The sequence below is a fragment of the Stenotrophomonas sp. G106K1 genome (genome assembly GCF_037969685.1).
Classification (GTDB): Bacteria; Pseudomonadota; Gammaproteobacteria; order Xanthomonadales; family Xanthomonadaceae; genus Stenotrophomonas; species Stenotrophomonas lactitubi.
On sequence record NZ_JBBPFR010000001.1, the window covers coordinates 134,989 to 159,245 of the forward strand.

Below are 24,257 nucleotides of genomic sequence, written 5' to 3' on the forward strand. Positions count from 1 at the left end.
TGCCCGGTCGCCTGACAACGGTAGCGCCGGGCCATGCCCGGCGAGCGCACAGCGCCGGAGCAGGCAAGGACGTATCATCGGCGCCCTGCACATTGGGGAATGTTCATGGACGTACAGACCGGAGGTCCCGTGCGGCCGACGAAGTGGGCGTGGCGTTACCTGGTCTGGGCCGGCGTGCCGTTGCTGGTCGGCCTGCTGCTGGCCCGCTATGCCGGGCCCGGGCTACCGACGGTGGCCAGCAAGGCCGAGGCCGTGGTCGGCAGCGATTGGGCGCATCACCTGGCTTCGCCGCTGGGCCTGTTCCTGCTGCAGCTGCTGGTGCTGTTGCTGGTCGCCAAAGGCGTCGGCGCCCTGTTGAAGCGTTTCGGCCAGCCGGCGGTGATCGGCGAGATGGCAGCCGGCCTGATGATGGGGCCGCTGTTGCTGGGCAGCCTGTTGCCGCAGGTGCATGGCGCGCTGTTCCCGGCCGCTTCGCTGGGGCCGCTGGGCATGCTCAGTCAGCTGGGCGTGCTGATGTTCCTGCTGGTGGCCGGCGCCGAGCTGGATCTGGGCGCGCTGCGTGGGCGTCGCCGATTCGCTTTCACTGTCAGCCATGCCGGCATCGCGGTGCCGTTCGTGCTTGGCGTGGTCCTGGCGATCTGGCTGTATCCGCAGCATGGCCCGCAGGGCGTGGGTTTCACCGCGTTCGCGCTGTTCGTCGGCATTTCGATGAGCATCACCGCTTTCCCGGTGCTGCTGCGCATCCTCGCTGATCGCGGCATCACCCACACATCGCTGGGGCAGACCGCCATTGCCTGCGCGGCGCTGGGCGATGCGACCGCGTGGTGTCTGCTGGCGCTGATCGTGGCGGCTGCGCAGGCCACTGGCTGGCTGCCGGCCAGCCTCAACCTGCTGTGCGTGGTGGCGTTCATCGCGCTGATGCTGGGGCTGGTGAAGCCGTGGTTTGCCCGCCAGTCCATCGCGCCGGGTCGCGAAGGGCGCTGGCTGCTGGGCATCCTGCTGCTGTCACTGGCCAGTGCGTTGGTCACCGAAGTGCTCGGCATCCACGCGCTGTTCGGCGCGTTCGCTGCAGGTGTGGCGGTGTCGTCCAACGCGCAGCTGCGGCAGTTGCTGGTGGCCAGGGTCGAACCGTTCGCGGTGACCCTGCTGCTGCCGCTGTTCTTCGCCATGACCGGCCTGCGCATGCGTGCCGACGCGCTGCAGGGCAGCGATATCCTGTTGTGCGTGGTGGTGATCGCAGTGGCCACGGTGGGCAAGCTGCTGGGCACCTGGAGTGCGGCACGCAGTACCGGCATGGCCTCGCGCGAAGCGTGGCGACTGGGTGCGCTGATGAACACCCGCGGGTTGATGGAGCTGATCGTCCTCAACCTGGGCTACGAGCTGGGCCTGCTCGGCGACCGCCTGTTCGCGGTGCTGGTGATCATGGCGCTGGTGACTACCGCCATGACCGGGCCGCTGTTGAACCTGATCGAGCGCCGCAAGGCCTGAGCCGGTCGCACCGAGCTGGCATTTTGTAGAGCCGAGCCCATGCTCGGCTCCGCACCAGAAGCAGCCGAGCATGGGCTCGGCTCTACAGCGTGCAGCGCACCCTCGGGCATGTGGGTGCCGCCGTCAGTGCACCGGCACCAGCGTCATCGTGTGCTGTGCCTTGCCGGGCAGGAACGGGGTGGGGCGACCATGCACCCAATCCTCGTGTCCCGCGCCCCAGTACGGCGACAACGGATGGCCGCTCTGCCCACCCGGCATGTGCACGATGCCGTCGGCTTCGTGGCCGGGCGAGACGACCATCCGCTGCGAGGCGCCGAAGGACGGCGTCTGTACACGCGGCATGTCACGGTCGCCGGGCAGGGGATCGGCCGGCATGCACAACCAGCGGCTGGCGAAGGCAGGCAAGGCGCGCGCGACCGGGTGGCAGATCGCTGCGGTGTTGCGCTCGCCCCAACTGCGGTGTGCCAGCGGCCCCTGCGTGGACAGCTCCGCTTCGGTGCGACGTGCAGCATCGGCCAGCAGCGCATCCCAGCTGGTGTACGCGGGCGGCAACAGGTTGGCGGGCCGCTGTTCCAGCATCGGCCAGGCCACGCCTTCCAGCTGCGCCAGGCGTGGTGCCAGGAAATCCTCGCCCAGCTGTGCCCGGGCCGGCGCCAGCAGCGCATCGGTCAGCGTGTCGAGCACCTGTGTACGGAATTCGCGCACCACCCGGTAGCTGGTCGAGTTGATCGCGGCGCGCCCGTCCCAATGGTTGCTGGCCGTGCCCAACCGTTTCAGTGCCGGATCGTCGCTGTGCTCGATCACTTCCTGCAGCAGCACCCACCAGCGCTGCAGGAACACCGCGCGGTCGTCCAGCTGGATTGCCAGCAGGTCGTGCTCGTCGAAGCGTTCCTGGGTGGCCAGCAGGTCACGGATCTGCCGTCCGCGTGCACCGAGGTCGTAGCCGCCATTGCCGACGGTGGCCAGGGTCGCCTCGTCCACCACGCGGCTGTTGGCGGTCCACAGCCGATGGCTGGGCGGATCGATCAGGCTCGGCGCGGCGTCGCTGCGGATCGGCCAGGGCGCGCAGCCCTGGTTGGCCTGATTGTCATTGAAACCCAGTGGTGCGCAGTGCGGGCCACGGTCAGGCCGCGCGCCGATGAGGCGCCACGCGATGCGTCCGCTGCGGTCGCCGATCACCAGGTTCTGCGCGGGAATGCCGGCGTGGTCGGCAATCTGCAGGGCCTGGTCCAGATCGGCGGCGCGTGCCATGTCGGCGAAGTCCATGCGCACCGCGCCCGGCAACTGCGCGACCCAGCGCAGGGCGTCGCCGCTGCCATCGGCGTGGGTGTGCAGGATCGGCCCCCACGCGGTTTCGCGTACTGGAAAACGCACGTCGGCGCCGCCGGCCACGACGATCCGTTCCTCATGCACGGTCACCGCGGCGTCGGCGGGCTCGGTGCGGAAGTCGGCGGTGTCGATGTAGCTGTTGGTGAAGCCCCAGGCCACGTGGCCGTTGCTGCCGACAATCACCGCCGGCACGCCCGGCAGCGAGAACCCGCTGACGTCGACCTGGCCACCTGTGGCCTGCGGGTCGGGGTAGCGCAGGCGCACACGGAACCACAGGCTGGGCGCGCGCAGGCCCAGGTGCATGTCGTCGGCGACGATCGCACGGCCATCGGCCGTCAGCGCGCCGGCAACGGCGAAATTGTTGCTGCCGACCGCGTCGGCATCTTCGCCAGCTGCGTCAGTTGCGGCCTTCAGCCTGCGCAGGTCCAGCTGGTTGGCATCGGGCAGGGGGGCGTTGCCGCGGGGAGCGCCGGCCAGCGGCGCGTCCCACTCGCTGCCGTCATGCGCCAGCAGGGCGTACAGGGCCGGCGGCACCACCGCGCGGATGCGCTGCAGGGCCAGTTCGGACTGGTTGCTGGGGTCCTGCAGGTCGGCGTACATGGCCAGGCCCGCCAGCACACTGTCGCTGGCCTGCCACGGTTGCGGTGCCTGCCGCAGCAGCAGGTAGGCCCACGGCCGTACCGTCAGGCTGTCCAGGCCCTGGTTGACCCCGTCTACATAGGCGCGCACGGCTGCAGGGTCGCTGCCCAGCGCATCCTGCAGCTGCGCCTCGGTGCGCGCGCGCAGGCGGTGTACGCGCATGCGCTTGTCGGCCTCGATCGCCTTCGCTCCGAACAGCGCGGACAGTTCACCTGCGGCACTGCGCCGCATCAGGTCCATTTCGAAATAACGTTCCTGCGCGTGAATACGGCCGAGCGCCCGCAGCGCATCGGCCTTGTTGCCGGCGGTGATGGTGACCACCCCCAGCGCATCGCGTTCCACGCTGACCTTGCCGGCCAGCCCGGGCAAAGGGCGCTCGCCATCCAGCTCGGCCAGGCTGCCGCGCAGCAGCAACCACAGGACCAGCACCGCGAGCAGCACGATCGCGACCAGCGCACCCAGAATCCACCGCCACGTACGACGCATTGCAGGTCCTTCCCGAGCATGTCGGCCGATTGTAGCCGCAGGCGCAACTGCGACTGATTCCGATTAGATCACCGTATTTCCAGATGGGGCACCATGGGCGCCATCGATTCACAGGAGCTCCCCCCATGAAAGGCAACCCGGACGTCATCGCCTGCCTGAAGGAACTGCTGCGCGGCGAACTCGCCGCCCGCGACCAGTACTTCATCCACTCCCGTCGCTACGAGGACCAGGGCTTGTTCGCGCTGTACGAACGCCTGAACCACGAGATGGAAGAAGAGACCCAGCATGCCGACGCGCTGCTGCGCCGGATCCTGTTCCTGGGCGGCGACCCGGACATGCGCCCGCATGCCACTGAGCCGGGCAAGACCGTGGAGGAAATGCTGCGCAAGGACCTGGACACCGAATACGCCGTTCGCAACAACCTCGCCGCCGGCATGAAGCTGTGCGAGGAGAAGGGCGACTACGTGAGCCGCGACATGCTGCTGGCACAGTTGAAGGACACCGAGGAAGACCACGCCTGGTGGCTGGAGCAGCAACTGGGCCTGATCAAGCGCATCGGCCTGGAGCTGTACCAGCTGAGCAAGATCGACGGCAGCGGCGCCCCGGCGCACTGACCACATGTTGTAGCGCCGGGCGATGCCCGGTGCCGCTGATGTGGAGCCGAGCAAACGCTCGGTTGCTGTACCTGATGTAGAGCCAAGCCATGCTTGGCTGCATTTCGCAGAAGCACAACGTCCCGTCGCCCGCCAGCACCGGAGCACCGCCAGCCAGCCTTCGCCAGCCAGCTGCTCCACCGCCCGCCAGCCGACAAACAAGAAAGCCGGGGAATGCCCCGGCCTTCTTGTGTCTGGCGTCCCGTTCCCGGTAGCGCCGGGCCATGCCCGGCGGGTTCCCGGTTTGCCGGTCAAGGCATGTCAATCAAGGTTGACACCTACCCTCATTCGACCGACAGCCCTTCCACTTTCTGCCAGCCGCGCGGCAGCAGGTGGCCACGGGTGGCACGGGCGCCCAGATAGGCGTCGAGCTCGTTGAACTTCAGGCCCATCGTGCGCTGGCCACTGCGTACCTGCAGGGTCTGCCCGGGGCTGATCGCCACGATCGCCACCACGCGCTCGGTGGCGAGCTTGGCCTTCGGGATCTCGATGATCTTGTTGCCCTTGCCCTTGTCCAGTTCCGGCAGGTCGTTGGCGGCGATTGCCAGCAGGTTGCCCGAACTGGTCACCGCGACGATGCGGTCGGTGGCGACGTTGGCCACCACCGACGGCGTAAGCACCGACGAGCCCGCCGACAGGTTCAACATCGCCTTGCCGGCCTTGTTGCGGCCGATCAGGTTCTCGAACCGGGTGACGAAACCATAGCCGTGGGTCGAGGCCAGCACGAAGCGGGTATCCGGCTCGGCGCTGGCCAGGGTCACGAAGCTGGTGCCTGCGGCCGGCGAGAAGCGGCCGGTCAGTGGTTCACCGTTGCCGCGCGCCGAGGGCAGGGTATGCACCGGCGTGGAGTAGGCGCGGCCTTCGCTGTCCAGGAACGCGACCTGCTGGGTGCTGCGTGCACGCACCGCGCCCTGCAGGGCATCGCCATCGCGATAGGACAGGGTCGAGGCGTCGATGTCGTGGCCCTTGGCCGCGCGGATCCAGCCCTTCTCGGACATCACCACCGTCATCGGTTCGCTCGGCACCAGTTCGGTCTCGTCGATGGCCTGCGCCGCCTGGCGCTGGACCAGCGGCGAACGGCGCGCGTCACCGAACTTCTTGGCATCGGCCTGCAGCTCGTCGCGGATCAGCTTCTTCAGCTTGGCCTTGCTGTCGAGGATGCTCAGGATCTTGTCGCGTTCCTTGGCCAGCTCGTCCTGCTCGCCACGGATCTTCATCTCTTCCAGGCGGGCCAGCTGCTTCAGCTTGGTTTCCAGGATGTACTCGGCCTGGTCTTCGGACAGGCCGAAGCGCGCGATCAGCGCCGCCTTCGGTTCGTCCTCGGTACGGATGATGTGGATCACCTCGTCCAGGTTGAGGAACGCCACCAGCAGGCCTTCCAACAAGTGCAGGCGACGCTCGACCTTCTGCAGGCGGTGCTGCAGGCGGCGGGTGACGGTGCTGCTGCGGAACGCCAGCCATTCGCTGAGCAGCGTCTTCAGGTTCTTCACCTGCGGACGGCCGTCCAGCCCGATCACGTTGAGGTTGACGCGGTAGCTGCGCTCCATGTCCGTGGTGGCGAACAGGTGGCCCATCAACTGCTCGGCGTCGACGCGGTTCGAGCGCGGTACCAGCACCACGCGCACCGGGTTGGCGTGGTCGGACTCATCGCGGATGTCCTCCAGCCACGGCAGCTTCTTGGCGCGCATCTGCGCGGCGATCTGCTCGATCACCTTCGACGGCGACACCTGGAACGGCAACGCGGTGACCACCACGTTGTGCGCTTCCTTGATGTAGGTCGCACGCGCACGCACGCTGCCGTTGCCGGTCTCGTACATGTTCCGCAGGTCGTTGGCCGGGGTGATGATCTCGGCGTTGGACGGGTAGTCGGGGCCCTTCACGTGCTCGCACAGGTCGCGCACGCTGGCTTCCGGATCGTCCAGCAGGTGCAGCAGCGCGCTGACGATCTCGTTGAGGTTGTGCGGCGGCACATCGGTGGCCATGCCCACGGCGATGCCGGTGGTGCCGTTCAGCAGCAGATGCGGCAGGCGTGCCGGCATCCAGGTCGGTTCCTGCAGGGTGCCGTCGAAGTTCGGCGCCCAGTCGGTGGTGCCCTGGCCCAGTTCGCCCAGCAGTACTTCGGCGATCGGGGTCAGCTTGGATTCGGTGTAACGCATCGCCGCGAACGACTTCGGGTCATCGCTGGAACCGAAGTTGCCCTGGCCTTCGATCAGCGGGTAACGGTACGAGAACGGCTGCGCCATCAGCACCAGCGCTTCGTAGCACGCGCTGTCGCCATGCGGGTGGTACTTACCGATGACGTCACCGACGGTACGCGCGGACTTCTTCGGCTTGGACGCGGCGTTCAGGCCCAGCTCGCTCATCGCATAGATGATGCGGCGCTGCACGGGCTTCAGGCCGTCGCCGAGGAACGGCAGGGCGCGATCCAGGACCACGTACATCGAGTAGTCGAGGTAGGCGCGTTCGGCGTACTCGCGCAGCGGCAGTTGTTCGAAACCGTGGAACACGGGGCGGGCAAGATCGGTCATGCGGCGTTGTTACCTATGTCGGGAGGCGGTGACGGCGGTCGCCGCTCTCAATCCAGTGATTATCCGGATGCGGCGGGGGATGCCAAGCCGCGTGCAGGATCCAGGCCCGGTTCCAGGCCGTGGCCGGCCCGTGCCAGGTAGCGTCCGGGCGGTAGCCCGAAGTGTCGCCGGAACACGGTGACGAAGGCGCTTGCGCTGCTGAAGCCCAGTGCGTGGGCGATATCGGCCACGCTGCGGCCCTCGCTGAGCAGGCGCAGCGCCTCGGCCAGCCGCGCCTGCTGGCGCCATTGCGCGAAGCTGAGGGTGGTCTCGTCGCGGAAATGGCGGGTCAGGCTGCGCGGCGACAGCCCGGCCCAGTGCGCCCACTGCGCCAGGCCGCGTTCGTCAGCCGGGTCGGCCAGCAGCTGCGAGGCGATCTTCAGCAGCCGCCGGTCGCGTGGCATCGGCAGGTGCATGCGCTGGCGTGGCGCGGTACGGATCTCGTCCAGCAGCACATTGATGATGTGCTGCCGCTCGGTGGTGCTCTCGTAGTCCTGTGGCCAGTCGCAGATGCGTTCGGCCACCGCCTGCGCCAGCCGCGAGATGCCCAGTACGCAAGGGTCGGCCGGCAATTCGGCGCACAGCGGTGCGGCCAGCACCATGCCCCAGCCGCGCAGGGGGCCATCGATGTGGACCGTATGTGGTTCGGCCGGTGGCATCCAGCCCGCCGAACCGGGCGCCAGCGACCAGGTGCCATGTGAGGTGCGGGTGGTCAGCAGGCCGCGTTCGACGCAGATCAGCTGCGCGCGCACGTGGTGATGCCAGTCCACTTCACGGGCCAGCCCCTGCGGGCTGTCGAAGCGGAAGGCGATGACCGGCGGGCCGTCATTGCGCTCGAACCAGTCCAGCGCTTCTTCACGCAGCAGGGTCGCAGGTCAGGGTTCGCCCGCCTTCACGTGTGCTGGGGGTGGCTTGAATGTGACATTCATTGGCTGGATTGTACTACCGGGCCAGTTGGGGGCGCCATTAAGGTGGCGCCTTCACCTGATCCAGCCCATTGCTGCAACACAGCATTCGATGCCAGATCGAATATTTCCATTGAGAAATATTTTTTTTGGAAGAGAATGCTCCCCCATGATCTGTCCTGCAACCACTCCCCCCAGCTTCGGCCTGCTGCTGCGCCAGGTGCGCGACGGCCTGGTCCGCCAGCTCGATGCGTCCATGGCCGAAGAAGACCTCGGCATCGGCTTCACCCACTACATCGGGCTGAAGGTGCTCTCGAACATGGCGCCGTGCACGGCCAACGAACTGGCCCAGGCCATCGACCAGGTGCCCAGCGCGGTCACCCGCCTGCTGGACAAGCTGGAAGCGCTCGGTTGCCTGCGCCGCGAGCCGCATGCCCAGGACCGGCGTGCGCTGCAGATCGTATTGACCGATGACGGCCGCGCGCTGTGGGCGCGGTTGAAGCTGCGCGGCGACGCGGTGATGGATTACGCCCTGCGCGATCTGTCCGCCGACGAACGCACGCAGCTGCTGTCCCTCCTGACCCGAATCCGCGATTCCCTGACGACCCCATGAACCCGATCCCGCATCCCACTCTCCGCCGGTCCGGGCGCGCGCTGCTGGTTTCAGCGCTGGCCCTGGCCCTGGCCGCCTGCGCCAGCAGCCGTGGCCTCACCCCGCAGGGCCACGTGCTCGACGTGGACAGCCTGCACAGCGAACGCACCCTGGCCGACAGCGACCTGAGCGCTGCCGGCTTTCCCGCCCAGGACTGGTGGAAGGCACTGGGCGATGTGCAGCTGGATGCGCTGATCGCCGAAGGCTTGGCCGGCCATCCGAGCCTGGACGCCGCCGACGCCCGCCTGCGCCAGGCACAGTCGCAGGTCGGCACCGCACGCGCCGATCGCCTGCCCAGCCTGTCCGTGTCCGGTGGCTACACCGGCCTGCGCCTGCCCGAATCGATGGCCGGCGATGAAATCGGTGGTCACTACGCCGGCAGCAGCCAGGTTGCCTTCGATTTCAGCTACGGCATCGACCTGTGGGGCGGCAAGCGCGCCGCTTGGGAGGCCGCCGTGGACGGCGCCCACGCCGCTACCGTCGAGGCCCAGGCCGCACGCCTGAACCTGTCCACCGGCATTGCCCAGGCCTATACCGACCTGGCCTACGCCTGGCAGCTCAACGATGTGGCCGAAGAAGAACTGGCGCGCTCGCAGAAGTCGCTGGAACTGACCCGTCAGCGTCGCAGCGCCGGCATCGACAGCGACCTGCAGGTGCGCCAGGCCGAAGCCCGTGTGCCGGCCGCACAGCAGCAGTTGCTGGCGGCACAGCAGCGCATCGACGCGGGCCGCACCGCATTGGCCGCGCTGGTCGGCAAGGGCCCGGACCGGGGCCTGTCGATCGAACGCCCGCGGGCGATGAACCCGCTGGCCCTGCAGCTGCCGGGCGTGGTGCCCAGTGAGCTGCTCGGTCGCCGCCCCGACATCGTCGCCGCGCGCTGGCGGGTGGAAGCGGCCGACAAGCAGATCAAGGTGGCCAAGACCAGGTTCTACCCGAGCCTCAACCTGACCGCACTGGCCGGCGTGGTCGCGCCGAATGTCGGCGACCTGCTGCAGAGCAGCTCCAGCTTCGCCTACATCGGTCCGGCGCTGAGCCTGCCGATCTTCGAAGGCGGCAAGCTGCGCGCCAACCTGGCCAACACCGATGCGCAGTACGACCTGGCTGTAGCGAACTACAACCAGGCGGTGCTCGATGCACTGCGCGAGGTGGCCGACCAGGTCAACGCGGTGCGCTCGCTGGCGCAGCAGGCGCAGTCGCAGCAGCAGGCGGTGGATACCGCACGCGCCGCGTTCGACCTGGCGCAGCAGCGCTACCGCGCCGGCATCGGCAGCTACCTGGACGTGCTGACCGCGCAGTCCACCCTGCTGCAATCGCAGCAGCAGCTGGCCGGCCTGCAGTCGCAGCAGCTGCAGACCTCGGTGCGCCTGAGCAAGGCCCTCGGCGGTGGTTTCCAGCCCAGTGACGCTGATGCCGCACCGCTTGCTTCCCATTCCGATTCCTCGCATTCCTGAAGACGCCTGCCATGAGCCAGACCCAAGACACTGCGGCCCCTGCCGCCCCCAACCGTCGCGGCAAGCTGCTGCGCGGCCTGTTCGTGATCGTCGTGCTGCTGCTGGCCGCACTGGCGCTGTGGTACTTCATGTTCGGCCGTTGGTTCGAAGAGACCGACGACGCCTACGTGCAGGGCAACCAGGTGCAGATCACCCCGCTGGTGGCCGGTACCGTGGTCGCCATCAATGCCGATGACGGCATGCGCGTGGAGCGCGGCCAGCTGCTGGTGCAGCTCGACCCGGCCGACACGTCGGTAGCCCTGCAGCAGGCCGAAGCCAACCTGGCCAAGACCGTGCGCCAGACCCGCGGCCTGTACCGCAGCGTCGAAGGTGCGCAGGCAGATCTGAACGCACGCCAGGTGACCCTGAAGCGCGTGCGCGACGACTTCGCACGCCGCAAGGGCCTGGCCGCCACCGGCGCCATCTCCAACGAAGAACTGGCCCACGCTCGCGATGAGCTGGCAGCTGCCGAAGCGGCCGTGGCCGGTTCGCGCGAGACCGTCGAGCGCAACCGTGCACTGGTCGACGACACCGTGATCGCCACCCAGCCGGACGTGCAGGCGGCCGCCGCGCAGCTGCGCCAGGCGTTCCTCAACAATGCACGTTCGGGCATCGTTGCGCCGGTCACCGGCTACGTCGCCCGTCGTTCGGTGCAGGTCGGCCAGCGCGTGCAGCCGGGCAATGCCCTGATGGCGGTGGTACCGACCGAGCAGATGTGGGTCGAAGCCAACTTCAAGGAAACCCAGCTTCGCCACATGCGCCTGGGCCAGGAAGTGGAGCTGAAGTCGGACCTTTACGCCGGTGACGTGAAGTACAAGGGCCGCATCGACAGCCTCGGCCTGGGCACCGGCTCTGCGTTCTCGCTGCTGCCGGCGCAGAACGCCAGCGGCAACTGGATCAAGATCGTGCAGCGCGTGCCGGTGCGCATCGCCATCGATGCCAAGCAGCTGGCCGAACACCCGCTGCGCATCGGCCTGTCGATGAAGGCCGAAGTGAGCCTGCGCGACCAGAAGGGCGAAGTGCTGCCGAGCGCGGCCGCCAAGGGCACGGTGTTCGACACCGACGTGTACGCCAAGCAGTTGCACGATGCCGATGAGGTGATCCACACGATCATCCAGGGCAACCTGCCGCAGCAGGCCAAGGCGAGCTGAGGTCGGCCATGTCCGCACAAGCTCCAGCTGCGCCCGGCTCTCCGGGCGCACCGGCGGCGCCGGGTGCGGCCGCCGGCTTCCTGCCACCCAGTGTGGCCCTGTGCACCGTGGGCCTGGCGATGGCCTCGTTCATGCAGGTGCTCGACACCACCATCGCCAACGTCTCGTTGCCGACCATCGCCGGTAATCTTGGCGCCAGTTCGCAGCAGGCGACGTGGGTCATCACCTCGTTCGCGGTCAGCACCGCGATCGCGTTGCCGCTGACTGGCTGGCTCAGCCGTCGCTTCGGCGAGCGCAAGCTGTTCGTGTGGGCCACGCTGGCCTTCGTGATCACCTCGCTGCTGTGCGGCCTGGCCCAGAGCATGGGCATGCTGGTGCTGTCGCGTGCGCTGCAGGGCTTCGTCGCCGGCCCGATGTACCCGATCACCCAGTCGCTGCTGGTCTCGATCTATCCAAGAGAAAAACGCGGGCAGGCGCTGGCGCTGCTGGCGATGATCACCGTGGTGGCGCCGATCTGCGGGCCGATCCTCGGTGGCTGGATCACCGACAACTACAGCTGGGAATGGATATTCCTGATCAACGTGCCGCTGGGCATCTTCGCTGCGCTGGTGGTGGGTAACCAGTTGAAGGGTCGCCCGGAGCACGTCGAAAAGCCGAAGATGGACTACGTTGGCCTGGTCACCCTGGTGATCGGCGTAGGTGCATTGCAGCTGGTGCTCGACCTGGGCAACGACGAGGACTGGTTCTCGTCGATGAAGATCGTGGTGCTGGCCTGCGTGGCGGTGGTGGCGCTGACCGTGTTCCTGATCTGGGAGCTGACCGACAAGGATCCGATCGTCGACCTGAAGCTGTTCCGGCACCGCAACTTCCGCGCCGGTACGCTGGCGATGGTGGTGGCCTACGCGGCGTTCTTCAGCGTGGCCCTGCTGATTCCGCAGTGGCTGCAGCGCGACATGGGTTACACCGCGATCTGGGCGGGCCTGGCGACGGCGCCGATCGGCATCCTGCCGGTGATCATGACCCCGTTCGTGGGCAAGTACGCATCGCGCTTCGACATGCGCATGCTGGCCACGATCGCGTTCGTGGTGCTGTCGATGACCAGCTTCCTGCGGTCGGGGTTCAACCTGCAGGTGGACTTCCAGCACGTGGCCGGCGTGCAGCTGATCATGGGCATTGGTGTCGCGCTGTTCTTCATGCCGGTGTTGCAGATCCTGCTGTCGGACCTGGATGGTCGTGAGATCGCGGCCGGCTCGGGCCTGGCCACGTTCCTGCGTACGCTGGGCGGCAGCTTCGCCGCGTCGCTGACCACCTGGCTATGGGCGCGTCGCACCCAGGTGCATCACGCAGACCTGACCGAACACATCTCGGTGTATCAGCCGGGCATGCAGGACCAGGTGGCGGCGATGGGGCAGGGCGACCTGCAACATGGTGCGGCGGTGCTGAACAACATGATCAACCACCAGGCATCGCAGATGGGCTTCAACGACATTTTCTTCCTGCTGGGCTGGATCTTCCTGGCGATCATCACCTTCCTGTGGCTGGCCAAGCCGCCGTTCGGTGCAGGCGCGGGTGCCGCTGCCGGTGGCGGGCACTGATCGATCGTTGTAGTCGAAACGCAGAAACCCCGCCGCAAGGCGGGGTTTCTGTTTGCAGTAGATCCACGCCATGCGTGGATGAGCCGCCGCGATAACGATCGCGTTTCAAAATCCGGACATGAAAAAACCCGCTTGCGCGGGTTTGATCATTGTCTGAGTCATGGTGCCCAGGAGAGGACTCGAACCTCCACGAAGTTGCCCCCGCTAGCACCTGAAGCTAGTGCGTCTACCAATTCCGCCACCTGGGCGACTCAGGAGGAGAATTTTGCAGGAAGGCCGGATATGTGTCAACACCATTTCACACATTTCTTTCTGCATCCATTTCCGCGTCCACATCCAGATGCAGCAGCAGGCTGCGCATCGGCGGCGAGAGCGTTTTCCAGTCGGCAAACGCGGCGCACAGGCGGCGCTGTGCCCATGCGTTGCCGAGTGCAACGGCGACGATGCCGGTAGCCCGTCGGTGCTGCCGTGCGATCGTGCGTGGCGCGATGCCCACGCCGATGCCATGGCCCACCATCGTGCACAGGCCTTCGAAGGTCTTCATGCGGATGCGTACGTCGAGCATGCGTCCGGCCTCTGCTGCCAGTTCTTCGATATAGGTCTGCAGTGCGTTGCCGTCGGCCAGCGCGACGAAGGTCTCGCCCAGCACATCGCTGAAGTCGAGCGAGCGTCGCGCGGCGAAGCGATGGCCGGCCGGCAGCAGCATCATCAGCGGGTCTTCCGCAACCACATGGCGGCGCAGCCCATCGGCGGGGACGGCGTCACTGATGATGCCGGCCTCTGCCTGGCCGGCACGGATCGCACGCACGACTTCATTGCTGGTGCGTTCGTGCAGTTCCACGCGCAGGCGAGGGCGTTCGGCCAGCCATGGGGCCAGTCGCGCGGGCAGATAGTTGGTCAATGCCGCGGTGTTGGCATACAGGTGCAGCGTACCGCGCGCGCCGTGGGCGAAGGCCTGCAGTTCGCCGCGCAGCTGTGCCTGCTGCTGCAGGATCAGGCGCGCGTGATGGGCCAGTGCGGCGCCCGCTTCGGTGAGGCTGACGCCGCGCGGGTGACGGGTCAGCAGCGCGGTGCCGGCGTCGGTTTCGATCGCGCGCAGGCGTTCGCTGGCCGAGCCCAGTGCCAGATTCGCCTCTACGGCGCCGGCGGTGATGCTCCCGGCTTCGGCCACCGCCAGGAACAGGCGCAGATCGGCAATGTCCAGACGCATGTCATGACCTCGCATCGTGGCCGTTGCCTTCGGAGCAGCCGAAGGGTAGGGCGGGAATGCCGCATTGTGCGCTGAAGTGCCGCCGGCTCCAATGAAGGCATGAACGAAACGATCTGCTTCTATGCGTTGCTGGTGGGGGTGTTCCTGTTGGCCGGGGTGGTCAAGGGCGTGACCGGCATGGGCCTGCCGACCGTGGCGATGGGGCTGCTGGGCGGCGCGTTGTCGCCGGTTGCGGCGGCCTCGATGCTGTTCATTCCCACCTTCGTCACCAATGCCTGGCAGCTGCTGTCCGGGCCATCGGTGGGGCAGATCGCGCGGCGGCTGTGGCCGATGATGCTGGCGGTGGTGATCGCCACGCTCGGTGCAGCCGCGCTGCTGGTGCGGGTGGATCGTGATGTGTCACGGGCCGCGTTGGGCGCGGCGCTGATGGTCTATGCCGGGTACGCGTTGCTGGCACCGGTGTTGCGGGTGCCGGTACAGCGCGAGCGCTGGCTCGGACCACTGGTGGGCGCGATGTCCGGCGTGGTGACCGGCGCAACCGGCGTGTTCGTGATGCCGGCGGTGCCTTACCTGCAGTCGCTGGGATTGCAGCGCGACGAGCTGGTGCAGGCGCTGGGGCTTGCATTCACGGTGTCCACCATTTCGCTCACCACGGGCCTGGTGCTGCATGGTGCGTTCGGTGTGCAGCAGCTCGGCCTCAGCGCGTTGGCGGTGGTGCCGTCGCTGGCCGGCATGTGGCTGGGGCAGGTGATCCGCCAGCGCATCAGTGCGCGGGTATTCCGTGCCTGCTTCCTCGGCTTCCTGTTGCTGCTGGGCCTGGAGCTGGTGCTGCGTTCGTGGTGGTGATGCCGGCCGGAGGCCAGACAAGAAAAAACCCGCTTTCGCGGGTGTTTTTCATTCTCGACATGGTGCCCAGGAGAGGACTCGAACCTCCACGAAGTTGCCCCCGCTAGCACCTGAAGCTAGTGCGTCTACCAATTCCGCCACCTGGGCGTCGAGGAGGAGAATTATGCGGTGCCGTGACGGAGGTGTCAACACCCTGGTGAAACTCCCGCGTGGATCGCGCTCCGCATTTTCACGCCATGTGTGGATGGGGTGCCGCATCCGGATTACGGGCAAAAAAAATCCCCGCCGAAGCGAGGAGTTTTTTCGTTGGTGCCCAGAAGAGGACTCGAACCTCCACGGTTTTACCCGCTAGTACCTGAAACTAGTGCGTCTACCAATTCCGCCATCTGGGCGTTCCAGAGGCGCAATTGTGAAGATGAACCGGGGGACTGTCAACGATTTCCTGAAAATTCTTAATGGGGATGCTTCAACCGGTCTGCTGACCCGTTCTGCACGCCCGCAACGGCTACCATGGAGGACGATGACTACCAAAAAACCAAGCAAGGGCGGGAGCAAGTCCCGCAGTGAAGCCCCCAACAAGGGCACCAAGCAGGGCACCGCCCGCAACAACAAGCCGGGCAAGCCGTTGCCGGGCTGGCTCCCCGCACTGGCCGAAGGCGGTGCACCGCCTCCAGGGCGTGGCCGCCGCAACGCAGAGGCACCTGGCCCCGCGCCGGGCCGCAAGCTGCCGCCGACGGGCAAGGTGATCGACGATCCCTATGCGTCCCGCGAAGCGGAAAAGTACGAACAACCCATCGCCAGCCGCGAGGCCATCCTGGCCCTGCTGGAGCGCTGCGAAGGGCCGCAGACCGCTGAAGAACTCGGCGCGCGCCTGGGCCTGACCGCACCAGACCGTGCCGAAGCGCTGTCGCGCCGGCTCGGCGCCATGGTCCGCGATGGCCAGTTGGTGCAGAACCGCCGCGGCGGCTTCGCGCCCATCCAGACGTTGAACCTGGTCACCGGCGTGGTGATTGCCAATCCGGAAGGGTTCGGCTTCCTGCGCCCGGTCGAGGGCGGTGACGATCTGTTCCTGCCGCCGTATGAAATGCGCAAGGTGATGCACGGCGACAAGGTGCTGGCCCGTGTCACCGGCATCGATCACCGCGGCCGTCGCGAAGGCAGCATCGCCCGTGTGCTCGAGCGTGGCATGACGCGCCTGATCGGCCGCTTCAGCGTCGAGATGGGTATCAACTACGTGGTGCCCGATGACAAGCGCATCCAGCGCAACGTGCAGGTGCCGCCGGACCAGACCGGCGGCGCGCGCGATGGCCAGCTGGTCGTCTGCGAACTGACCCAGGCACCGGACAGCCGCCGCCCGCCGATCGGCCGCATCATCGCCGTGCTCGGCGACAAGCTGACCGCCTCGCTGGTGGTGGAGACCGCGATTCACGGCCACGAACTGCCGTTCGAGTTCCCGCAGGAGGTGCTGGACGAAGCCGCCTCGGTGCCGCTGGTGGTCGAGCCGGCGATGATCGGTGACCGCGTCGACCTGCGCAGCACGCCGCTGGTCACCATCGATGGCGAGGACGCCAAGGACTTCGACGACGCGGTGTACTGCGAGCCGAACGCCGACGGCTTCCGTCTGGTGGTGGCCATTGCCGATGTCTCCAACTATGTTCGTCCCGGTACGCCGCTGGACGATGAAGCGCAGAAGCGCGCCACCTCGGTTTATTTCCCGGGCTTCGTGGTGCCGATGCTGCCGGAAACGCTGTCCAACGGCATCTGTTCGCTGATGCCGAAGGTCGACCGCATGTGCTTCGTCTGTGACATGCAGATCGACCGCGAAGGCGTCGTCACCCACTCTCGCTTCTACGAAGCGGTGATGAATTCGCACGCGCGCCTGACCTACACCCAGGTGTGGCAGGCCGTGGGCGAGGATGATGCCGGTGCAAAGGCCTTCATCGGCGACCTGCTGCCGCAGGTGCAGCGCCTGCACCAGCTGTACAAGGTGCTTTCCAAGGCGCGCAGCAAGCGTGGCGCTATCGAGTTTGAAAGCAGCGAAGTCCGCTTCGTGCTCGACAATCGCGGCGAAGTCACCCAGGCCGGCATGCTGGTGCGCAACGATGCGCACAAGCTGATCGAGGAATGCATGATCGCGGCCAATGTGGAGGCGGCGAAGTATCTGTTGTCGCGCCATGTGCCGGCGCCTTACCGCGTGCACGAGAAGCCGCCGGAGACCAAGTACGCCGATCTGCTGGAGTTCCTGAAGGAGTTCAAGCTGAGTCTGCCGCCGTGGTCGAAGGTGCGCCCGGGCGACTACACCAAGCTGCTGAAGAAGATCCGCGACCGTCCCGATGCCACGCTGCTGGAATCGGTGCTGCTGCGCAGCCAGAGCCTGGCCGTGTACAGCCCCGACAACAACGGCCACTTCGGCCTGGCGCTGGAGGCGTACGCGCACTTCACCTCGCCGATCCGTCGCTACCCGGATCTGCTGGTGCACCGTGCGATCAAGCATGCGTTGTCGGGCAAGCCGCTGGACAAGTTCACCTACAACGCCCGCGAGATGGCCGCACTGGCACTGCAGTGCTCCGAGCGTGAGCGCCGTGCCGATGAGGCCGAGCGCGAAGTCGATGAGCGTTACCGCGCGGCGTGGATGGAGAAGCACGTCGGTGGCCAGTTCGATGGCGTGATCAGCGGTGTGACCAGCTTCGGCCTTTTCGTGGAGTTGGCTGACTCGAAGGTGCAGGGCTTGGTGCACGTGACCCAGCTGCCGCAGGACTATTACAAGTTCGACGCGACCCGCAAGACGTTGACCGGTGAGCGTCGTGGCAGCAGTTACCGCCTGGGCGACCAGGTGCGCATCCTGGTGCTGAAGGCAAGCATGGAAGAGCGCAAGATCGACTTCCGCCTGGTCGAGCACAAGGGCGAGGAAGAAGAGGCAAGCCCGGCTCCGCTGCCCGAGCGCGGCAAGCCGGCCAAGCGTACGAAGAAGAAGTACTGAAAGGTGTGCCGACCAACGGTCGGCACCCACCTCGCCCGGTAGGTGCCAACCGTTGGTTGGCACGATGTTTCGGAGGAACGCAGCAATGCAGGGCCAACCCGAATACAGCGGCGGCTGCCAGTGCGGTGCGATCCGCTTCCAGGTGCGGGGCGAGCTGACCGACAGTTCGATCTGCCACTGCCGGATGTGCCAGAAGGCCTTCGGCGCGTACTACGCGCCGCTGGTCTCGGTGCGCGGCGTGCAGTTCAGCTGGACCCGCGGCCAACCCCGTTATTTCCAGTCCTCCAACGTGGTGCGGCGCGGGTTCTGCGCCGACTGCGGCACGCCGTTGACCTATGAAGCGCCCGATGGTGTGGCGGTGGCCGCGGGTGCTTTCGACCAGCCTGAACGCCTGCCGCCGACCATCCAGTATGGCGTCGAGCGCAAGCTGCCCTTCGTTGACGGGCTGGGCAGGCTGCCGGCACGCCGCACCGAAGAGGATGTCGCCGCGCTGGAGTTCCTGGCCACGATCGTGTCCCATCAGCACCCCGACCACGACACCCCGCACTGGCCGCCACGCAGCCGTTCGGCCGAAGGGTGAACGGCGGGTAGCGCCGGGCCATGCCCGGCGAGCGCGAAGCGCGGCCGCCCCTGATGCTCTACCATAGCCACCCCCTTTCCGGTCCTGCCCGCATGAGCAAGAACAGCCAGTGGATCGTCGGCGTCAACGCCGTCGCCTCCTCCATCGAGAACGACGCCGAGAACGTCCGCGAAGTGCTGGTCGAGGCCGGTGCGAAGAACCCGCGCCTGACCGAGATCGAGGAAAATGCCCGTCGCAAGGGCATCGACGTGCGCAAGGTCAACAGCCAGGCGCTGGACGGCGTGGGCGGTTCGGTGCGCCACCAGGGCGTGGCCGCACGCTATGCCGCCGCCCGCACCTACAACGAGAACGAGCTGGAAGGCCTTGTCACCGCTGCGGAAGGCAAGGCCCTGCTGCTGGTGCTGGACGAGGTGCAGGACCCGCACAACCTCGGCGCCTGCCTGCGTTCGGCCGCTGCGGCCGGTGCAACCGCCGTGATCATCCCCAAGGACAAGTCGGCCACGGTCAACGCCACCGTGCGCAAGACCTCGGCCGGCGCTGCCGACCGTATTCCGGTGGTGGCGGTGACCAACCTGTCGCGCTGCCTGAAGGACCTGCAGAAGCAGGGCGTGTGGATCTACGGCCTGGCCGGTGAGGCCACCGCGTCGCTGTACCAGCTGGACCTGAAGGGCAACATCGCCCTGGTGCTGGGCGGCGAAGCGGACGGCCTGCGCCGCCTGACCCGCGAGAACTGCGATGGTCTGGTCAAGATTCCGATGCCGGGCGAGATCGAGAGCCTGAACGTCTCGGTCGCTGCCGGCGTCAGCCTGTTCGAGGTCGTGCGCCAGCGCGGTTGATCGGATTTCGGTGCGACGTGATCGGGGTCAGCTCCCTTTTCCAAGGAAAAGAGAGCTGATCCTTTTTTCTGCCGGACGTTTATCCACGCATGGCGTGGATCTACCGTGTCGACCAAGGTCGACACCTACCGGGCAGGTGGTAGCCGCCAACCTTGGTTGGCGCTCCTGGTGCCTTACCCCGCGCTGCCGCCCAGCGCCTTGAACAGCATCACGTCGTTGTTCAACTGGCTTTGCCGCACCCGCGCCAGTGACAGTTCTGCATCGCGCCGGGTCTGCTGCGCTTCCAGCCAGGTGCGCAGATCGGTGGCGCCCACGCGATAGCGCACTTCCTGCGCGCGCTCCACTTCCACTGCTTCATCGTAAGACGCCTGCGAGGCGTTCACCTGGCGCAGCAGCTGCTCACGTGCGGACAGGGCGTTGTCGACCTCCGACAGCGCGGTGTACAGCGTCTTGCGGAAATTGGTGGCGGCGATCTGGTAGTTGGTACCGGCTACGTCCGTATCCAGCTGCGCGCGCTGCAGGTTGAGGAAGGGCAGCGACAGGCCAGCGCCCAGCGTCGCCACCGGATTGCGCAGCACATCGCCCAGCGAAGTCGCACTGGAACCCAGGCTGCCGGTAAGACTCAATGCCGGGTAGTACTGGGTGGCGGTCACCCGGATCGTCTTCAGGCTGTTGCGCAGCCGCAGTTCGGCTGCGCGCAGGTCGGGCCGGCGGCCGAGCAGGTCGGCCGGCAGGCCTTCGGCAATGGTCGGACTCTGTGCCTCCAGCAGGCTCTGCGGTTCGTCCTGCTGCGGCCACGGCGTGCCATCCAGCAGCACGGTCAGCGCATTGCGCACTTCCACCCGCTGTTGCTCAAGCGCGCTCTGCGCCGAGCGCTGCGACTGCAGGTTCTGCAGTGCCTGGCGTACTTCCAGCCGCGATACCGCACCGGCATCGAAGCGTGCCTGCACCAGTTCATGCGTGCGTTGCAGCCGCTCAAGGTTGGCCTGGCCGGTGGCGATGGACTGGTTGAGATAGGCCAGTGCCCAGTACTGGTTGATGACATCGCCAATCACCAGCAGGGCGGTGTTCTGCAGGTCTTCTTCGCTGGCCTGTGCCTCCCAGCGGGCGATGTCGCGCTGGCTGCGCAGGCGGCCCCACAGGTCGATTTCCCACCCCAGCGACACTCCGGTGGAATAGCTGCGGCGCCAATCATCGGCCTGGTCGGTGGCGCGGCTGCCACTGCCGCTCACGCCGGACGACGAAGGTTGCGGCCACAGCGCGTTGCTGGCCAGCCCGGCCTGCAGGCGTGCACGCTGCACGGCCAGGCCGGCAGCGCCGAGGTCGCTGTTGGCGGTCAATGCCTGCGCGACCAGGCGGTCCAGGCGCTCATCGCCGAAGCCGGTCCACCAGCGGTCCTGGCGGATGTCGCGGGCCAGGGTGCCCAGGCCGCTGCGCGGGTCGTCGGCCGGCGCGTTGAGGGTCGCATCGCCACGACCATAGGTGGCGGCAACGCTGGGGTCTTCAACCGGATAGCGGCCTACCGAAGCGCAGGCGGAGAGTGCAAGCAGCACGGCGCCGGCCAGCAGCAGGCGCGAGGGAACGGGGAACGGCAGTCGAGTCATCATCTTCATTCGCGGGCCAGGGCCTCCACCGGGTCGAGCTGGGCGGCACTGCGTGCCGGCAGGAAGCCGAACGCCACGCCGATCAGCGTTGAACAGGCGAAGGCGGCAATGATGGAAGCGGTGGAGAACAGCACCTGGAAATCGCTGGCGAAACGGCCGATCAACACACCCATCAGCAGTGCCAGGCCGATGCCGAGCAATCCGCCGAGCAGGCACACCAGCACCGCTTCGATCAGGAACTGCTGGCGGATGTCGCTCTGCCGCGCCCCTACCGCCATGCGCACGCCGATCTCGCGGGTACGCTCGGTCACCGAGACCAGCATGATGTTCATCACGCCGATGCCACCGACCAGCAGCGCGATGGCGGCAATGGCGCCGATCAGCAGGGTCATCGTGCGCGTGGTCTGTTCGATGGTGTCGCGGATCTCGGCGCTGTTGCTGAGGAAGAAGTCCTCGGTGCCGTGGCGCATGGTCAGCAGCCGGGTGATTGCTTCCTGCGCCGCATCCATCGGCGTTTCATCGTTCACCCGCACGGTGATGCTGGAAACATGGCTCTGCCCGAGCATGCGCGACATCACCGTGGTGTAGGGCACGAATACGCTCAGGCTGGTGCTGCCGCCGAAACCGAAGCTCTGCTTCTTGGCCACGCCGACCACGCGCACCGGCACGTTGCCCAGCAGGATCACCTGGCCGATCGGGTCGCTGTCAGGGAAGAACTGGGCCCTGGTGTTCTCATCGATCACCGCCACCTGGCCGAGTCCCTTCACCGCATCGGTGTCGAAGAAGCTGCCGCTGAGCAGGCTCACGCCCTTCACCCGGAAGTACTGCTCGCCGACGCCGCTGACCTGCGCGGTGGCCGACTGGTTGCGGTAGCGCGCGGTGACCGAGCTGGACACGCTGGGGGTGGCGCTGTCGACGTAGCTTTGCCGCGACAGGGCATCGGCATCGCTGGCCTTGAGGGTCTGCACCCGCGCCGACCGCATGTCGCCGAACCCGCGACCGGGGTAGACGTCGATGGTGTTGGTACCCAGTGCGCTGATGTTCTGCAGGATCTGCTGCTGCGAACCATTGCCCAGTGCCACCACCGATACCACTGAAGCGATGCCGATGATGATGCCGAGCATGGTCAGGAAAGTGCGCAGGCGATGGGCGTTCATCGCCAGCAGGGCCATCCGGAACGCTTCGGTGAAGCGGTCGCGGGCAGCCAGCCAGCTGCTGCCATGGGCGACGCCCGCGCTCGGTTCGCGTTGCGCTCGGTAGCTGGGCGCGGCCGGATTGGCGCGGTCGGCGATGATCTCGCCGTCGCGGATCTCGATGATGCGCTGTGCGTGCTCGGCCACGCTCATGTCGTGGGTGACGATGATGATGGTATGGCCTTCGGCATGCAGCTCACCAAGGATGGCCATCACCTCTTCGCCGGATTTCGTATCCAGTGCGCCGGTCGGTTCGTCGGCCAGGATCACCTCGCCACCGTTCATCAACGCACGCGCAATGGACACACGTTGCTGCTGGCCGCCGGACAGCTGCCCGGGCTTGTGGTGCATGCGGTCGGCCAGGCCCAGACGCTGCAGCAGCTGCTCGGCACGCGCGGTGCGCACCGCGCCGGGGCTGCCGGCATAAACCGCCGGCACGGCCACATTGCCGCGCGCGTCGAGATCCCCCAGCAGGTGGTAGCGCTGGAAGATGAAACCGAAGTGCTCGCGGCGCAGCTCGGCCAGCTCGTCGGGTGCCATTTTCCCCGTCTCGCGGCCCGCTACCTGGTAGCTGCCACGTGTAGGGCGGTCCAGGCAGCCGAGGATGTTCATCAGCGTGGACTTGCCCGAACCGGACTGACCGACAATGGCCACCATCTCACCGGCATGGATGTCCAGGTTGACGTCGCGCAACACGGCGATGACATCTTCGCCGGCCGGGAATTCGCGTCGCAGGTCGCGCAGGCGCAGCAGCGGCGCCGTCGTGCTCATCGGCGCCCCATGCCCGGGCCGCCGACCCGCATCTGCATGCCGCCGCGGTTGCCGCCGCCAGCGGCTGCCGCAGCGCCGCCTTCGCCGACTACCACACGCTCGCCCTCCTTCAGGCCGGACAGGACCTCGACGTTGGCGCCGTTGTTGATGCCGACCTTGATCTTGCGCGGCCGCGGCTGGCCCTTGTCATCGACCACCCGTACGATGCGCTCGCCGTCGCGCGACTTCGGGCCGAGTGCAACGGCCGGCACCATCAGCACGCCCTTGGCCTGCTTCAGCAGCACCGATACCTGTGCGGTCATGTCGATGCGCAGGGTGCCATCGGGGTTTTCCACGTCGAACAACGCGTTGTAGTAGACCGCGCTGCTGGAGCTGGAACTGGACGAGCTGCTGGAACTGGACGAGCTCTCGTTGGCGATCGACGCCGGCGCCGGATTGATCTGCCGCAGCGTGGCGTGGTACTTGCGGTCCGGGTCGCCCAGCGTGGTGAAGTACACCGGCATGCCGGCCCTGATCTTGACCACGTCGGCCTCGGAGACCTCGGCATTGACGGTCACCACGTCCAGCCGCGCCAGCATCACGATGGTCGGCGCGGTCTGGTTGGCGTTCACCGTGCGGCCTTCCTCGGCCACCACCGCCACCACGGTGCCATCCATCGGCGCGACGATGCGGGTGTAGGCCAGGTTGGCACGGGCGGTGCCCAGCTCGGTTTCGCGGCCCTTGATCTGCGCTTCGTAGGATTGCAGCTGCGCACGCGCGGTCTTCAGCTGGGCCTCGGCGGCATCGTATTCCTGGCGCGAGGTGGCCTCGGCCGCCAGCATCTGCTGCTGGCGTGCGAACTCCAGTTCGGCCTGGCGCAGGGTTGCCTGCTGCACCGCGCGCTGCGCGGTCACCTGGTCCAGCGAGGCCTGTGCGTTGAGTACCTGGTTCTGCTGGGTGGTGGCGTCGATCTCGGCGATCAGGTCGCCTTCCCTCACCGTGTCGCCCAGCTGCACCTTCAGCGACTTGATCTGGCCGGAGGCCTGCGCACCGACGCTGACCAGCTTGTAGGCGTCGATCACGCCGGTCGCTTCCACCGTCTGCTCGATGTCGCCGCGGCTGACCGGAGTGGTCGCCAGGGCCGGTGCGGCCGGCTTGCGCAGCAGCCACCAGGCGGAAACGGCGGCGATCAGGACAAGCAGGGCGATCAACATCAGGCGACCCTTGCGGGTCGCGGGCAACAGGCGGGAGATCACGTGGCGGCTTCACTCTGGGGGCCGCAGTGGCGGCGTTGGTGGGCATT

Annotated in this window: 17 protein-coding genes and 3 tRNA genes; 10 read left to right on the plus strand and 10 right to left on the minus strand. The window is 67.1% G+C overall.

What is annotated here, in order from left to right; all coding sequences use genetic code 11:
• Positions 1-99 precede the first annotated feature (99 nt).
• Positions 100-1,488 carry a cation:proton antiporter gene (locus WKB25_RS00620; RefSeq protein WP_340568130.1) on the plus strand — a complete coding sequence of 463 codons (1,389 nt, stop codon included), beginning with the start codon at positions 100-102 and terminating at the stop codon, positions 1,486-1,488.
• Positions 1,489-1,611: 123 nt separating this feature from the next.
• Here WKB25_RS00620 and WKB25_RS00625 read toward each other — a convergent pair whose 3' ends face one another.
• Complete coding sequence (locus tag WKB25_RS00625; protein ID WP_340568131.1) at positions 1,612-3,942, minus strand: penicillin acylase family protein; 2,331 nt, start codon at positions 3,940-3,942, stop codon at positions 1,612-1,614.
• Positions 3,943-4,067: 125 nt separating this feature from the next.
• Between WKB25_RS00625 and bfr the strand changes: the two genes are divergently transcribed.
• Positions 4,068-4,556 carry a bacterioferritin gene (gene bfr / locus WKB25_RS00630; RefSeq protein WP_025877631.1) on the plus strand — a complete coding sequence of 163 codons (489 nt, stop codon included), beginning with the start codon at positions 4,068-4,070 and terminating at the stop codon, positions 4,554-4,556.
• Positions 4,557-4,879: 323 nt separating this feature from the next.
• On the opposite strand, the gene parC is transcribed toward bfr, so the two are convergent.
• Both parC and WKB25_RS00640 read right to left on the minus strand, forming a co-directional pair.
• On the minus strand, positions 4,880-7,123 hold the full coding sequence (parC, locus tag WKB25_RS00635; RefSeq protein WP_340568133.1) for a DNA topoisomerase IV subunit A: 2,244 nt from the start codon (positions 7,121-7,123) through the stop codon (positions 4,880-4,882).
• A gap of 59 nt (positions 7,124-7,182) precedes the next feature.
• A complete protein-coding gene (locus WKB25_RS00640) occupies positions 7,183-8,028 on the minus strand; it encodes a helix-turn-helix transcriptional regulator (protein ID WP_340568486.1) in 846 nt (281 codons plus the stop codon).
• A 208-nt stretch (positions 8,029-8,236) separates the two neighbouring features.
• Here WKB25_RS00640 and emrR point away from each other — a divergent pair, with 208 nt between their 5' ends.
• From emrR to emrB, 4 genes are read left to right on the plus strand one after another with little or no spacing between them, the layout of a single operon-like run.
• Positions 8,237-8,680, plus strand: coding sequence for a multidrug efflux system transcriptional regulator EmrR (emrR, locus tag WKB25_RS00645; protein ID WP_340568134.1), 444 nt, complete (start codon positions 8,237-8,239; stop codon positions 8,678-8,680).
• A complete protein-coding gene (gene emrC, locus WKB25_RS00650; RefSeq protein ID WP_340568136.1) occupies positions 8,677-10,170 on the plus strand; it encodes a multidrug efflux transporter outer membrane subunit EmrC in 1,494 nt (497 codons plus the stop codon). Before emrR ends, emrC begins: the two co-directional genes overlap by 4 nt.
• Positions 10,171-10,181: 11 nt before the next feature.
• On the plus strand, positions 10,182-11,360 hold the full coding sequence (emrA, locus tag WKB25_RS00655) for a multidrug efflux MFS transporter periplasmic adaptor subunit EmrA (RefSeq protein ID WP_251476228.1): 1,179 nt from the start codon (positions 10,182-10,184) through the stop codon (positions 11,358-11,360).
• Between the two features lie 8 nt (positions 11,361-11,368).
• A complete protein-coding gene (gene emrB / locus WKB25_RS00660; protein ID WP_099819969.1) occupies positions 11,369-12,955 on the plus strand; it encodes a multidrug efflux MFS transporter permease subunit EmrB in 1,587 nt (528 codons plus the stop codon).
• A 161-nt stretch (positions 12,956-13,116) separates the two neighbouring features.
• Here the strand turns inward: emrB and WKB25_RS00665 are convergent.
• Both WKB25_RS00665 and WKB25_RS00670 read right to left on the minus strand, forming a co-directional pair.
• A tRNA-Leu gene (locus tag WKB25_RS00665) sits at positions 13,117-13,203 on the minus strand.
• A gap of 50 nt (positions 13,204-13,253) precedes the next feature.
• Complete coding sequence (locus WKB25_RS00670) at positions 13,254-14,165, minus strand: LysR substrate-binding domain-containing protein (RefSeq protein WP_340568137.1); 912 nt, start codon at positions 14,163-14,165, stop codon at positions 13,254-13,256.
• Positions 14,166-14,264: 99 nt separating this feature from the next.
• Between WKB25_RS00670 and WKB25_RS00675 the strand changes: the two genes are divergently transcribed.
• Positions 14,265-15,011: a sulfite exporter TauE/SafE family protein gene (locus WKB25_RS00675; protein ID WP_340568139.1), complete on the plus strand. Its 747-nt coding sequence runs from the start codon at positions 14,265-14,267 to the stop codon at positions 15,009-15,011.
• Positions 15,012-15,071: 60 nt separating this feature from the next.
• On the opposite strand, the gene WKB25_RS00680 is transcribed toward WKB25_RS00675, so the two are convergent.
• Positions 15,072-15,158 (minus strand) — tRNA-Leu (locus WKB25_RS00680).
• A 160-nt stretch (positions 15,159-15,318) separates the two neighbouring features.
• A tRNA-Leu gene (locus WKB25_RS00685) sits at positions 15,319-15,403 on the minus strand.
• A 128-nt stretch (positions 15,404-15,531) separates the two neighbouring features.
• On the opposite strand from WKB25_RS00685, the gene rnr reads away from it, so the two are divergent.
• From rnr to rlmB, 3 genes are all read left to right on the plus strand, one after another.
• Entirely contained in the window at positions 15,532-17,991 is a 2,460-nt protein-coding gene (gene rnr, locus WKB25_RS00690) for a ribonuclease R (protein WP_340568140.1), read from the plus strand.
• Positions 17,992-18,076: 85 nt separating this feature from the next.
• Positions 18,077-18,571 carry a GFA family protein gene (locus WKB25_RS00695; protein ID WP_100552036.1) on the plus strand — a complete coding sequence of 165 codons (495 nt, stop codon included), beginning with the start codon at positions 18,077-18,079 and terminating at the stop codon, positions 18,569-18,571.
• Positions 18,572-18,663: 92 nt separating this feature from the next.
• Entirely contained in the window at positions 18,664-19,407 is a 744-nt protein-coding gene (rlmB, locus tag WKB25_RS00700) for a 23S rRNA (guanosine(2251)-2'-O)-methyltransferase RlmB (RefSeq protein ID WP_089239900.1), read from the plus strand.
• Between the two features lie 173 nt (positions 19,408-19,580).
• Here rlmB and WKB25_RS00705 read toward each other — a convergent pair whose 3' ends face one another.
• Genes WKB25_RS00705 through WKB25_RS00715 form a run of 3 tightly spaced genes read right to left on the minus strand, consistent with a single transcriptional unit; the run spans position 19,581 to position 24,210 of the window.
• Entirely contained in the window at positions 19,581-21,020 is a 1,440-nt protein-coding gene (locus tag WKB25_RS00705) for a TolC family protein (protein WP_340568142.1), read from the minus strand.
• Entirely contained in the window at positions 21,017-22,975 is a 1,959-nt protein-coding gene (locus tag WKB25_RS00710) for a MacB family efflux pump subunit (RefSeq protein WP_340568144.1), read from the minus strand. The genes WKB25_RS00705 and WKB25_RS00710 overlap by 4 nt, the downstream gene beginning before the upstream one ends.
• Complete coding sequence (locus WKB25_RS00715) at positions 22,972-24,210, minus strand: efflux RND transporter periplasmic adaptor subunit (RefSeq protein WP_340568145.1); 1,239 nt, start codon at positions 24,208-24,210, stop codon at positions 22,972-22,974. The genes WKB25_RS00710 and WKB25_RS00715 overlap by 4 nt, the downstream gene beginning before the upstream one ends.
• Positions 24,211-24,257: the final 47 nt, after the last annotated feature.